This window comes from Pseudomonas sp. MIS38, assembly GCF_019891575.1.
GTDB lineage: Bacteria > Pseudomonadota > Gammaproteobacteria > Pseudomonadales > Pseudomonadaceae > Aquipseudomonas > Aquipseudomonas putida_A.
This window is the reverse complement of sequence record NZ_JAFLXF010000016.1, coordinates 1-13470: the sequence shown is the minus strand read 5'-3', so window position 1 is coordinate 13470 and position 13470 is coordinate 1. Positions and strand designations below refer to the sequence as shown.

Annotated in this window: 11 protein-coding genes; all 11 read right to left on the bottom strand. The window is 62.4% G+C overall.

From position 1 onward, the window contains the following. Positions 1 to 15 precede the first annotated feature (15 nt). The 11 genes from J1G18_RS18225 to J1G18_RS18175 all read right to left on the bottom strand — a co-directional run bounded on the left by J1G18_RS18225 (position 16) and on the right by J1G18_RS18175 (position 12942). Entirely contained in the window at positions 16 to 573 is a 558-nt protein-coding gene (locus J1G18_RS18225; RefSeq protein WP_223008215.1) for a hypothetical protein, read from the bottom strand. A gap of 158 nt (positions 574 to 731) precedes the next feature. Further along, positions 732 to 1445, bottom strand: coding sequence for a TetR/AcrR family transcriptional regulator (locus J1G18_RS18220; protein ID WP_003222051.1), 714 nt, complete (start codon positions 1443 to 1445; stop codon positions 732 to 734). Positions 1446 to 1550: 105 nt separating this feature from the next. Then, positions 1551 to 3053 (bottom strand): lysine--tRNA ligase, encoded by a 1503-nt coding sequence (gene lysS, locus J1G18_RS18215; protein ID WP_041063265.1) that lies wholly within the window; start codon positions 3051 to 3053, stop codon positions 1551 to 1553. 112 nt (positions 3054 to 3165) lie between these two features. Further along, a protein-coding gene (gene prfB, locus J1G18_RS18210; RefSeq protein WP_098967418.1) for a peptide chain release factor 2 occupies positions 3166 to 4261 on the bottom strand; the annotation gives its coding sequence in 2 pieces (ribosomal slippage) (positions 3166 to 4188 and positions 4190 to 4261; 1095 coding nt in all). A 226-nt stretch (positions 4262 to 4487) separates the two neighbouring features. Continuing rightward, on the bottom strand, positions 4488 to 5489 hold the full coding sequence (locus J1G18_RS18205; protein WP_025112221.1) for a diguanylate cyclase domain-containing protein: 1002 nt from the start codon (positions 5487 to 5489) through the stop codon (positions 4488 to 4490). Positions 5490 to 5537: 48 nt separating this feature from the next. Beyond that, on the bottom strand, positions 5538 to 6548 hold the full coding sequence (locus J1G18_RS18200) for a chemotaxis response regulator protein-glutamate methylesterase (RefSeq protein ID WP_098967417.1): 1011 nt from the start codon (positions 6546 to 6548) through the stop codon (positions 5538 to 5540). Continuing rightward, the gene (locus tag J1G18_RS18195; protein WP_223008214.1) at positions 6545 to 8839 is read right to left on the bottom strand and encodes a hybrid sensor histidine kinase/response regulator; all 2295 of its coding nucleotides are present in this window, start codon (positions 8837 to 8839) and stop codon (positions 6545 to 6547) included. The genes J1G18_RS18200 and J1G18_RS18195 overlap by 4 nt, the downstream gene beginning before the upstream one ends. Further along, complete coding sequence (locus J1G18_RS18190; protein WP_007964201.1) at positions 8836 to 9531, bottom strand: chemotaxis protein CheW; 696 nt, start codon at positions 9529 to 9531, stop codon at positions 8836 to 8838. Before J1G18_RS18190 ends, J1G18_RS18195 begins: the two co-directional genes overlap by 4 nt. Then, entirely contained in the window at positions 9528 to 10805 is a 1278-nt protein-coding gene (locus J1G18_RS18185) for a CheR family methyltransferase (protein ID WP_098967412.1), read from the bottom strand. Before J1G18_RS18185 ends, J1G18_RS18190 begins: the two co-directional genes overlap by 4 nt. Then, a complete protein-coding gene (locus J1G18_RS18180) occupies positions 10802 to 11320 on the bottom strand; it encodes a chemotaxis protein CheW (RefSeq protein WP_223008213.1) in 519 nt (172 codons plus the stop codon). The genes J1G18_RS18185 and J1G18_RS18180 overlap by 4 nt, the downstream gene beginning before the upstream one ends. Further along, entirely contained in the window at positions 11320 to 12942 is a 1623-nt protein-coding gene (locus tag J1G18_RS18175; RefSeq protein ID WP_098967409.1) for a methyl-accepting chemotaxis protein, read from the bottom strand. Before J1G18_RS18175 ends, J1G18_RS18180 begins: the two co-directional genes overlap by 1 nt. Between the last annotated feature and the right edge of the window lie 528 nt (positions 12943 to 13470).

Sequence of the window (13470 nt, the reverse complement as noted above, 5' to 3'; positions counted from 1 at the left end):
CTGTAGAAAACTGAATTATTTGGCGCGGGCCTGGCGCTGATAGCGCGCGGCCTCGACGAATACATCGGAATTGGCCGGATCGTCGAGGTAAGCAAAGACCTTGTCGAGGCTACTGTCGACTTGCACGCCGTCGCCGTCGTCCTCGGTCTGGAAAGCCTTGCCGTCGAGGGTTTGCTGTTTGATCGCCTGATTGATCTGTTCGAGGTCGAGGTTGTACACCACCAGCTCGTGTTTGTCGGTGAGTTCGAAACCGGCGATGGTGTATTGGCCACCGTAACGCGCCGGCACTTTCGCCGACAGGTACCAGCGACTGCCATGGCGCGACACGGTGAACGGGTACGCCTCGCGCTCGTGAGGCCGGGCCTTGAACCAGGTGACGGCCTGATAGCGATCGTTGCCGACGCGGGTCAGCTCAAGGTTCATCGGCTCGCCCCAGGCATTGGTGCTCGACCACGTGCCCAGCAGGCCCTTGGGCGCCGGGTCACTGGCAGGCAGCGGGTCCTTGAAGGTCACCAGACAGCCGCTGAGCAGCAGGAACGACAAGGCGATCAGCACGCCACGCCAGGCTTTCATTCAATACTCCCTATGAACATATCCCGCCCTGATGATCGGCTCAGTCCCCTTGTGGGAGCGGGCTTGCTCGCGAAGGCGGTGGGTCAGTCAACTGAAGCGTTGAATGTGATACCGCCTTCGCGAGCAAGCCCGCTCCCACAGGGGATTTCCATCAGCTGTCAGACCGAGGCCAGGACCAGATGCATGTACCGCGTCAGAATCCCGAGCATGTCCTGTTCGGCCAAAGGCTCGGCGTCGTTGAGCAGGCCCTGATATTCCATCCGTCCGATAATCGCCGTCAACACCTTGGCATCCTGCTGCGGTTCACGCGAGCCCAGCACCTGGAACAACTGGCAGGTGCCTTGCAGCAGAATCTGCTGATGCGAGCGCACCAGATCCGCCAGCCGCGGGTTGAGCAGCGCTTCCTGGCGGAACGCCTGCTCGGCCATCAGGTGCTCGCGGCGGTTGACCAGTTGCCGGTGCACGTAGTCAGCCATCAGCCGCGCGATGTCATCCGCCAGTTTCGAGCGCGACTCGGGGCTGCCGTCGCCACTGACGACCATCTCGCGCAGCAGGCCTTCGTTGTTGATCCACAGCTTGGCCATGTAGGCCGCGCTGCGTTCAACGTACTGGGCGAAGGTATCGGTGAGCAGGTCATCGATATCCTTGAAGTAATAAGTAGTGGCCGACAGTGGCACACCGGCCTCGGCCGCCACCGCACGGTGGCGCACGGCGCGCACGCCGTCACGCACGACAATGCGCATCGCCGCGTCGAGAATGTCCTGTCGACGCTGCTCACTGCCCTGTCGGCTGGCCTTGCGGCCTTGGTACTGAACACTTTCAGCGACCGCAGTGGCGATACCCGCTGCACCTTCTTGAGCGATTGCAACCATCACGACTGGACTTCCTCTGCTATTGCAAAATTAACCAATTGATACATTTGTACCAGACAGGCAATAAAAAGCCGCCTGTTTTAGGCGGCTTTTTAACTGAAACGTTTACGCTTGCGGTCGCATGTGCGGGAACAGGATCACATCGCGGATCGATGGCGAGTTGGTCAGCAACATCACCAGACGGTCGATGCCGATACCTTCACCGGCCGTTGGCGGCATGCCGTACTCCAGCGCGCGCACGAAATCGGCGTCGTAGTGCATGGCTTCGTCGTCGCCGGCGTCCTTGTCGGCCACCTGCGCCATGAAGCGCTCGGCCTGGTCTTCCGCGTCGTTCAACTCGGAGTAGGCGTTGGCGATTTCACGGCCGCCGATGAACAGCTCGAAACGGTCGGTGACGTTCGGGTTCTCGTCATTACGACGGGCCAGCGGCGACACTTCGAACGGGTACTGAGTGATGAAGTGCGGCTGCTCCAGCTTGTGCTCGACCAGTTCTTCGAAAATCATCACCTGCAGCTTGCCCAGACCTTCGAAGCCCAGCACCTTGGCGCCGGCCTTTTTGGCGATGGCGCGCGCCTTGTCGATGTCGTTCAGGTCATCGGCGGTCAGCTCAGGGTTGTACTTGAGGATCGAGTCGAACACCGACAGACGGGCAAACGGCTCGCCGAAGTGGAACACCTTGTCGCCGTACGGCACGTCGGTGCTGCCCAGCACCAGCTGTGCCAGTTCACGGAACAGTTCTTCGGTCAGGTCCATGTTGTCTTCGTAGTCGGCGTAAGCCTGGTAGAACTCCAGCATGGTGAATTCAGGGTTGTGACGCGTCGAAACGCCTTCGTTACGGAAGTTGCGGTTGATCTCGAACACTTTCTCGAAACCGCCAACCACCAGACGCTTCAGATACAGCTCAGGCGCGATACGCAGGAACATTTCCATGTCCAGCGCATTGTGGTGGGTTTCGAACGGCTTGGCTGCGGCGCCGCCTGGAATGGTCTGCAGCATCGGCGTCTCGACTTCGAGGAAGTCGCGCTTCATCAGGAAGCTGCGGATGTGCGCGATCACTTGCGAACGCACGCGGAAGGTCTGGCGCACTTCTTCGTTGACGATCAGGTCGACGTAACGCTGACGGTAGCGCTGTTCGGTGTCGGTCAGGCCGTGGTGCTTGTCCGGCAGCGGGCGCAGCGACTTGGTCAGCAGGCGCACGTTGGTCATTTCGACGTACAGGTCGCCCTTGCCGGAACGCGCCAGGGTGCCTTCGGCGGCAATGATGTCGCCCATGTCCCAGGTCTTGACGGCGGCCAGGGTGTCTTCGGACAGGGTTTTACGGTTGACGTAGACCTGGATGCGACCGGTCATGTCCTGGATCACCATGAACGAGCCACGGTTGAGCATGATGCGACCGGCAACCTTGACCGGGATTGCAGCCTCGGCCAGCTCTTCCTTGGTCTTGTCCGCGTATTTCTTCTGCAGATCTTCGCAGTAGTTTTCGCGGCGGAAGTCGTTCGGGAAGGCGTTGCCCTTGGCGCGCTCGGCAGCCAGCTTTTCCTTGCGCAGGGCGATCAGGGAGTTTTCTTCCTGTTGCAGGGCTTGCGGGTCGAGTTGTTGGTCGCTCATGTCTTCAGATATTCCATCAGGTTCGTTGCCCCCGGACCTGGCGGCCCGGGAATCGCCAGCAGGGCTGGCTCCTACAGGGATCGCGTTGCATCAGCGACCCTGCGTGCGTCTTTTACAGCCCCGACTTCAGGCTGGCTTCCAGGTATTCGTCGATGTCGCCGTCGAGCACCTTGTCGCAGTCGCTGCGTTCAATGTTGGTGCGCAAGTCCTTGATCCGCGACGCGTCGAGCACGTACGAACGGATCTGATGACCCCAGCCGATGTCCGACTTGGTGTCTTCCAGCGCCTGGGAAGCGGCGTTGCGCTTCTGCATTTCCTGCTCGTACAACTTGGCCCGCAGCATTTTCATGGCGGTGTCCTTGTTGGCGTGCTGGGAACGCTCGTTCTGGCAGCTGACCACGGTGTTGGTCGGTACGTGAGTAATACGTACGGCCGAGTCGGTGGTGTTTACGTGCTGACCACCGGCACCGGAGGAACGATAGGTGTCGATCCGCAGGTCTGCCGGGTTGATTTCGATTTCGACCTTGTCGTCGATCTCTGGCGAGACGAAAACCGCAGAGAACGAGGTGTGGCGACGGTTGCCGGAGTCGAACGGGCTCTTGCGCACCAAGCGATGCACGCCGATCTCGGTACGCAGCCAGCCAAAGGCGTATTCGCCCTTGATGTGCACGGTCGCGCCTTTGATACCGGCGACTTCACCGGCCGACAATTCCATGATGGTCGCGTCGAAACCGCGTTTGTCCGCCCAGCGCAGGTACATGCGCAGCAGGATGTTGGCCCAGTCCTGGGCCTCGGTGCCGCCGGAGCCGGCCTGGATGTCCAGGTAGGCGTTGTTCGGGTCCATCTCGTGGCTGAACATGCGGCGGAATTCAAGCTTGGCGAGGTTTTCCTCGAGACGGGCCAGCTCGGCGACGACATCGCCCACTGCGCCTTCGTCGTTTTCTTCGACGGCCATATCCAGCAGGTCGCGGCAATCGGCCAGACCGGCGTTCAGCTCGTCGAGGGTGTCGACGATCTGCGCCAGCGCCGAGCGCTCGCGGCCCAGTTCCTGGGCATATTCAGGTTTGTTCCAGACACTCGGATCTTCAAGCTCGCGATTGACCTCGGTCAGACGCTCATGCTTTTGATCGTAGTCAAAGATACCCCCGAATAGTTTCGGAGCGCTCGGACAGGTCCTTGATGGTGTTCAGGATCGGGTTGATTTCCATGACGGGCAGCACTCGTTGGCGAACTTTTGAAAGCCGGCGAGTATAACGTAATCAGGCTGTCACGGCAGCCCGTCTGGCGGCTGTTGAGGCGATTCACTTGACATGGCCTGACGCAGATCCCTTGTGGGAGCGGGCTTGCTCGCGAAGGCGGAGTGTCATTAAGCATCGATGTCGACTGATACTCCGCATTCGCGAGCAAGCCCGCTCCCACAGGGGGATTGCGAACCTATTCGATACCCACCTGATTACGCCCGTTGTTCTTGGCCAGGTACAACCCGCGATCCGCCGCCGAAATCAGCAGCCGGCAATCGCTGCCCGCCTGCGGCACCATGGTCGCCAGACCGATGCTGATGGTCAGGCTCGCCCCGTCGCCCGGGGTGTTGTGCGGAATCTTCAGCGCCGCCACGGTCTGGCGCAGTTTCTCCGCCACCAGTCGTGCGCCGCCCGGCGAGGTGTTCGGCAGCACCAGGGCGAACTCTTCACCGCCGTAGCGGGCCGGCAGGTCCGACGGTCGGGCGCTGGCGTCGCGGATCGCCGTGGCGACCTTGCGCAGCGCCTCATCGCCTTCAACGTGGCCGAAGCTGTCGTTGTAGGACTTGAAGTAATCGACGTCGATCATCAGCAACGACAACTGGCTCTGGTCGCGCAGCGAGCGGCGCCATTCCAGCTCCAGGTACTCGTCGAAGTGCCGGCGGTTGGACAGCCCGGTCAGCCCATCGGAGTTCATCAGCCGTTGCAGCACCAGGTTGGTGTCGAGCAACTGCTGCTGGCTGACGCGCAACGCACGGTAAGCCGCATCGCGCTGCAGCAGGGTCATGTAGGAGCGCGAGTGATAGCGGATGCGCGCCACCAGCTCGATGGTGTCCGGCAGTTTCACCAGATAGTCGTTGGCCCCGGCCGAGAACGCCGCGCTCTTGATCAGCGGGTCTTCCTTGGTCGACAGGACGATGATCGGGATGTCCTTGGTCGCCGGATGATTGCGGTATTCGCGCACCAGGCTCAGGCCGTCGAGGCCGGGCATCACCAGGTCCTGCAGAATCACCGTCGGCTTGATCCGCACCGCCTGGGCGATGGCCTGGTGCGGATCGGAGCAGAAGTGGAAGTCGATGTTCTCTTCATTCGACAGCCCACGGCGCACGGCTTCGCCGATCATCGCCTGATCGTCCACCAACAACACCATGGCGGCGTTTTCGTCGGTTTTAATGTCGTCGATCTGTAAATCATTCATGGGCGGTCACCTGAGTACTGCGGGGGCCAGGATTGCGGAATAGCCTGTTCATTTGGGGAATACCTCCAGCAATCGTGGCGCTATCTTTTCCAGTGGACGGATTTCGACGGCCGCATCGATCGCCGCTGCTGCCTTGGGCATGCCGTACACCGCACTGCTTTGCTGGTCCTGCGCGATGGTCAGATAACCCTGCTGGCGCATGAGCTTAAGCCCTTGCGCCCCGTCGCGTCCCATCCCGGTCAATAAAACCCCGACGGCATCGCCGTTCCAATAGCTGGCGACACTTTCGAAAAACACGTCGATCGAAGGCCGGTAGATCTCGTTGACCGGCTCGGCGGTGTAGGCCAGCGTGCCGTTTTTCAATAAACGGATATGGTGGTTGGTGCCGGCCAGCAGCACCGCGCCGGCCTGCGGTGGCTCGCCCTCGCGGGCCAGGCGTACATCGAGGCCACTGGCGCTGGCCAGCCATTCGGCCATGCCCGCGGCAAACACCTGATCCACGTGCTGCACCAGCACGATGGCGGCCGAGAAATGGCGTGGCAGGCCCTTGAGCAGCACTTCCAGCGCGGCCGGTCCGCCGGCAGACGAGCCGATCGCCACCAGCCGCTTGCACGACGCCGAACTGCGGTGGGGCGTCGGCACCGGGCGCGAGCGCGGGGTTTTCTCGCCGATCAGCCAGCCGATGTTGAGGATCTTGCGCAGCAACGGCGCTGCCGCTTCCTGCGCGTTCCCCGCACCAATGGCCGGGGTGTCGACCACGTCCAGCGCGCCGTGGCCCATGGCCTCGAAGACCCGGTGTACGTTCTGCTGGCGGTCGACCGTGACGATAACGATCGCGCACGGGGTTTCGGCCATGATCCGTCGCGTGGCCTCGACGCCATCCATGACCGGCATGATCAGGTCCATCAGGATCAGATCCGGGGTGTTTTCGGCGCACAACCGCACCGCCTCGGCGCCGTTGTTGGCGACCCAGACCACCTGATGCGCCGGCTCGAAGGCCAGCGCGCGGCGCAAAGCCTCCACCGCCAGGGGCATGTCGTTGACGATTGCGATTTTCATGCCCGCGCTCCTCCAATGAGCTCAACCACTGCATCAAGCAGGGCGTCGTCATGAAAACTGGCCTTGGCTAAATAATAGTCGGCGCCAGCGTCCAGTCCACGACGCCGGTCCTCTTCACGATCCTTGTACGAGACCACCATCACCGGCAGCGATTGCAGGCGGTTGTCGCGGCGCAACAGGGTGACCAGTTCGATGCCATCCATGCGCGGCATGTCGATGTCGGTGATCAGCAAATCGAAGTCCTCCGAACGCAGCGCGTTCCAGCCGTCCATGCCGTCCACCGCGACCGCCACGTCATAGCCGCGATTGAGCAGCAACTTGCGTTGCAACTCGCGCACGGTCAGCGAGTCATCGACCACCAGAATCCGTTTGCGCGCCACTTCGGCGGCCTGATTGCCATGGCGAGCAATACGCTCCAGACGCCCGGTGTTGAGCAGTTTGTCCACCGAGCGCAGCATGTCTTCGACATCGACGATCAGCACCACCGAACCGTCGTCGAGCAGCGCCCCGGCGGAAATATCCTGAACCTTGCCCAGTCGCTCATCCAGCGGCAGCACCACCAGCGTGCGCTCGCCGACAAACCGCTCGACCGCCACCCCGTAGATCGCGTCACGCTCGCGAATCACCACGACCTTGAGGGTTTCGCCGCTGCTCTGACTGGCCGGACGATTCAGCAACTGACTGGCCGCGACCAGCCCGACATGCCGACCTTCGTGCCAGAAATGCTGACGGCCCTCGATCTGCACGATGTCCTGTGGCTCCAGATCGCACATGCGTTCGATATGCGCCAGCGGAAACGCATAAGCCTCCTCGCCGACTTCGACCACCAGACTGCGCACCACCGACAGGGTCAGCGGCACTTCCAGGTGAAAGCGGCTGCCCTCGCCCGCCGTCTGCTCCAGCACCACCGCGCCGCGCAGTTGCCGGACCATGTGCTGCACCGCGTCGAGGCCGACGCCACGCCCGGACACTTCGGTCACCGTGTCGCGCAGGCTGAAACCCGGCAAGAACAGGAAGGTCAGCAGTTCTTCTTCGCTCAACTGCGCGGCAGTTTCTGCCGGTGACAATTGGCGTTCAACGATGCTGCGGCGGACCTTTTCCAGATCGACGCCATTGCCATCATCGCTCAATTCCAGCACCAGCAAACCGGCCTGATGCGAGGCACGCAGGCGGATCAGGCCTTCTTCGGACTTACCCTTGAGCAAGCGTTGTTCCGGGGTTTCGATGCCGTGATCGACCGCGTTGCGCAGCAAATGAGTCAGCGGCGCTTCGAGTTTTTCCAGTACGTCGCGGTCGACCTGAGTCTTCTCGCCTTCGATCTCCAGCCGCACCTGTTTGCCGAGGCTGCGCCCCAGGTCTCGAACCATGCGCACCTGACCGGTGAGCACGTCGGCGAACGGGCGCATGCGGCAGGCCAGCGCAGTGTCGTAGAGCACCTGGGCGCGCTGGCTGGCTTGCCAGGCGAACTCGTCGAGCTCGGCGTTCTTTTCCGCGAGCAATTGCTGGGATTCGGCCAGCAGGCGCCGCGCATCTTCGAGGGCTTCCTGGGCCTCAAGGCTCAGCGCATGTTCCTTGAGGTGCACATTGAGACTTTCCAGCGCCCGCAGGCCGTTGTTCTGCATGCGCCTGAGGCGCTGCATGGTCGCCAGATGCGGCTTGAGGCGCTGGGTTTCGACCAGCGATTTACTCGACAGGTCGAGCAGGCTGTTCAGGCGTTCGGCGGTGACCCGCAGCACGCGCTCGCCACCCTCGGTGGTGCGCTTGTTCTTGCGCGGTGCCGGGTCGGAGGTTTCCAGCGGTGTCTCGATCACTGGCGCCGGGGTTTCAATCGGTGCAGGCGCAGGCGGCGGCGCCTGCATCTGCAACTCGGCCATCGGCGGTGGCGCCACTGTGGGCGCTGCCGAAGGGTCGAGCAGGAGTCCCATCAACGCCACATACGCTTCGATGTCCGGCGCTTGCGGAGCATTGGCCGGCGTGGCGATGCGCATCAACAGATCGGTGCCCTGCAACAACGCATCGATGTGCTCGGGACGCAGCAACAGCCGCCCCTCCTGCGCGCTGACCAGGCAATCTTCCATCACATGGGCGACGCTGACGCCGCTGTCGATGCCGACAATCCGCGCCGCGCCCTTGAGCGAGTGCGCCGCACGCATGCACGATTCCAGATAGTCGGCCTGAGTCGGGTTACGCTCCAGCGCCAGCAGCCCGCTGCTGAGCACCTGGGTCTGGGCTTCGGCTTCCAGGCTGAACAGCTCCAGCAGCGAGGCGTCGCGCATTTGCTCGGGGGTCATGTGAGGCTCCGGGTCACGGCGGACAGCAGCTGTTCTTCATCCAGCCAACGCAGGCTGCGCCCCCGGAATTGCAGGACACCACGGGTGTATTTGGCGCTGGCCGTGCTGTTGTGCTCACCGCCGGCACGCGACGCGGCGTCGAGAATTTTTTCATCGATGGCGTGGATGCCGTCGACCTCGTCCACCGGCACCACCACCGGTCCGCCGTGGGCGGCGATGATCAGCATGCGCGGCATGATCCGCGCGCCAGTGGCCGGTGCGGCGTTGCCATCAAGGTCGAGCAACTCGACCAGCGACAGGCACGCGACCAGCGCGCCGCGCACGTTCGCCACGCCGAGCAAGGCCCGCGAACGCTGGTGCGGCAACGAGTGAATCGCCTGCAGCGGCGCTACCTCCACCAGGCTGCGGGTGGCCAGCCCCAGCCATTCCTCGCCGAGGCGGAACATCAGCAGCGAACGGGTTTTCACATCGGTTTCAACCGCCACGGCGACCGGATCGCGTTCGTCCTGCTGCAATGCATAACGGTCCAGCAGGCGCGTGGCGGCGGCGGAATACACCGCGCAGTTACGGCAATGAATATGCTCGGCCAGCAACGGGCACGACTTGTCGCCATGAATACCGATACGGTTCCAGCAATCATCGATGGCCCGGGCGTCTTCGTGGGTGACGTTCAAGGTGTCGGACGGGATCATCGTTTACGCTCACTGTCAGCGGTGCGGCCGCTGCGGGCGGCGCGTTCCTGCAATCGTCTGGCACCGGCGCTGTCACCCTGGGCCTGCAGCAAGGCGGCCAGGTGCATCAACGCTTCGGGGTGTTGCGGTTCAAGGTACAAGGCCTTGCGGTAATGACTCTGGGCTTCGAGCGCGGCACCGGCAACATCGCTGAGCAGACCGAGCCAGTAAAACACCTGCGCCACCGGTTCGTGACTGCGCAGATACTGCTCGCATGCCGCGCGGGCCTCGGCGCTTTTGCCTTCGTTGGCCAGCGCGGCGATGTTGGCGAGCAAGGTCGCCGCGTCCGGGTTGGCGCTTTTGCTGCTGACGGGCAACGGTGCAACGCTGGCAAACGGCCGCGGACGCACCGGCGGCGATACTGGCGGCGGACTGCGCAGCGGTTGGCGCACCGGCAAAGGGGTCGGGGTCGGCAATGCCACAGGTTCGGGCATGGGTTCAGCGTGTCGACTGAAGGCAAACGACTGCGGGATGCCGATCGAGCGCATGCCCAGGCGCCCGAGCAGACTGCCTTCGGCCGGGCCGATGAACAACACGCCATCAACGTGCGTCAGACGCTTGAGCACTTCGAAAACTTGCTTCTGGGTCGGCTGGTCGAAATAGATCAGCAGGTTGCGGCAGAACACAAAATCGAACGGCGGCTCACCCGCCAGCAGCGTCGGATCCAGCACATTGCCGGCCTGCAGGCGCACCTGCTCACGCACCGCTTCGTTGACCCGATGCCCCTCCGGCTCGGCGGTGAAATGACGCTCGCGATAGTCCAGATCCTGACCACGAAACGAGTTCTTGCCGTAAAGAGCCCGCCGCGCCTTGTCCACCGACAGCGGGCTGACGTCCATGCCGTCGACCTTGAACTGATGCGGCTTTAGCCCCGCATCGAGCAAGGCCATGGCAATCGAATAGGGTTCCTCGCCGGTCGAGCACGGCAGGCTGAGGATGCGCAGCGCACGCATGTTGTTCAATTCGTCCAGACGCTTGCGCGCCAGTTTGCCGAGCGTGGCGAAGGATTCCGGATAACGGAAAAACCAGGTTTCGGGGACGATCACCGCTTCGATCAACGCCTGCTGTTCGTCCCGCGAACCTTGCAGCAGTTGCCAGTATTCATCGCTGTGTGCCGCTTGCGAGAGCGTGGTGCGTTGGCGCACCGCGCGCTCGATAATCGCCGGCCCCACCGAGGTGACATCCAGGCCGATGCGTTCCTTGAGGAAATCGAAAAAACGCTGGTCGCTGCTCATGACTGCGCCCCAAGCGGCGCCGGAAACAGCAGGCTGCGCACCGCGTCATCCAGCAAGTCGTTGACCCGCACCCATTGCACCAGCCCCTGGGCATCTTCGCGCACCGGGCCGAGGTACGGCGCCTGACGATTGTCCAGGCCATACGGCTGAAAATCCTCGGGGTTGCAGCGCAGGGTATCGGTCGCCTGTTCAAGGATCAGCCCGAGCCAGCGCGACGGCTGCTGTTCATCCGGACGGTAATGCACCAGCACCAGCCGCGTACTGGTGCGCGCCTCGGCGGGATGGCCGAAAGTCAGCGCGCTGAGGTCGATGGCCGGTACCACCGCACCGCGATAGGCGAACACCCCGGCGACCCAGTTCGGCGCTTGGGCAATCGGCTTCAACGGCAGGCGCGGCAACACTTCCGCCACCTCGGTGGCGCGCAAGGCATAACGCTCGCTGCCGATGCGAAACAGCAGGAACAACGCCTGCTTCGCCACCGGCGCAGCGCTGCGTTTGGCGGTGATTTCGCTCATCAGACTTTGAATCGCGAAACGCCGCTGCGCAGCCCGACGGCCACCTGGCTCAGTTCGTCGATGGCGAAACTGGCCTGACGCAGCGACTCGACGGTCTGGCTGCTGGCGTCGCCCAACTGCACCAGCGCATGGTTGATCTGTTCGGCACCGGTGGCCTGGGCCTGCATGCCTTCGTTGACCATCAACACCCGCGGCGCCAGCGCCTGCACCTGATGGATGATCTGCGACAGTTGCTCGCCGACCTGCTGCACTTCGGCCATGCCCCGGCGCACTTCTTCGGAGAACTTGTCCATGCCCATCACGCCAGCAGACACCGCCGACTGGATCTCGCGGACCATTTGTTCGATGTCGTAAGTGGCGACGGCGGTCTGATCCGCCAGACGCCGGACTTCGGTGGCGACCACGGCAAAACCACGCCCGTATTCGCCGGCCTTCTCTGCCTCAATGGCAGCGTTGAGCGACAGCAGGTTGGTCTGATCGGCGACCTTGACGATGGTCACCACCACCTGATTGATGTTGCCGGCCTTCTCGTTGAGGATCGCCAGTTTGGCATTGACCAGATCGGCCGCGCCCATCACCGAGTGCATGGTGTCTTCCATGCGCGCCAGGCCTTGCTGGCCGGAACCGGCGAGTACCGAGGCCTGATCGGCGGCGGTGGACACTTCGGTCATGGTGCGCACCAGATCCCGCGAGGTGGCGGCGATTTCACGTGAGGTCGCGCCGATTTCGGTGGTGGTGGCCGCGGTTTCGGTGGCGGTGGCCTGTTGCTGCTTGGAGGTGGCGGCAATTTCGGTCACCGAAGTGGTCACCTGCACCGAGGAGCGTTGGGCCTGGGACACCAGCGAAGTCAGCTCGGTCATCATGTCGTTGAAGCCGGTTTCCACCGCGCCGAACTCGTCCTTGCGATCCAGATTCAGCCGGCTGCTCAGGTCGCCGGTACGCATGATTTCGAGAATCTTCACGATGCGGTTCATCGGCGCCATGATCGCGCGCATCAGCAACAGACCGCAGGCCCCGGCTGCGAGCACGGCCACCAGCAGCGAGACGAACATGCTGACCTTGGCCGCCGCCACGGCTTCGTCGATGTTGGCCATGGCCTGATCAGCGACCCGTTTGTTTTCGCCGATGATGTCGTTGAGTTTCATGCGGCCGGTGTACCAGGCCGGGGTCAGCTTCTCGGTGAACAGCTTGACCGCGTCGGCTTCCAGGTTGCGCTTGTGCAAGTCGAGCACCTGATCCTGGATCTGCATGTAGGTGTCGTGATCTTTCTCGAACGCAGCGAACTCGACCCGGTCCTCGTCGGTGGTGACGGTGTTGCGGTAGTTGGCCATCTGCTCCTGCAGGCGCGTCTCGAAGGCCTTGTAGTCCGCCGCGTCTTCGCTGCTGATGCCCTGCCCTTCCTTGAGGCCGAGCAGTTCCTGGGTCTGCAGATAACTGTCGACCCACGCGCCGCGGATCATCGAGCTGTAATAGACGCCGGGAACGGCGTCATCACGCACGCTGCTTTCACTGGCTTCGATTTTCAGCAGGCGGGAATACGAAACGACGACCATCAGCAACATGATGGCGATAATCACCGCAAAGCTCGCCAAAATGCGTTGGCGCAACGTCCAGTTCTTCACAGTGATTCCTCGTGCCTAAGTCGAAATGCGGGGAGTATAGCCGAGGGCGGTGTTTCATTTATAAGACGCTTTTTAACCCTCGGGCCGGCCCGACTTGGTTCGCGGGAAGGCTCTGGGGTGGGACTGTCCGACAATCCGGGGCTGGCGTGCCAGTGATGGAATGGCAAAAAGGGGCGCTGGATCGGTCATTTGCGCCCTCGACATCTCGCCAAATAATGGCAATGCGCCTTTATGCGCAACTTCTTGCGCACTTGATCGCGTTTTTTCGCTACTCGAATTGCTACAGAGCCCGTGTGCCGGAGCCTGTAGCCGAGTGCGCAACTTCTTGCACACCACTGCGCAAGAAGTTGCGCACTTTTCGCCTTTTTTTGGCATGAAACATCTTGAAACATGACCTTTAGAGCAGTTTAACCCCCGGATCACGGAGTCCTTGGCAAACCTGGCACGCTCCTTGATAACAGTCAGGCACCCACCGGGCGATTTCGCCTCCCGGGCACCCTAAATTTATCCGCAAGGAGAGCACCCCAT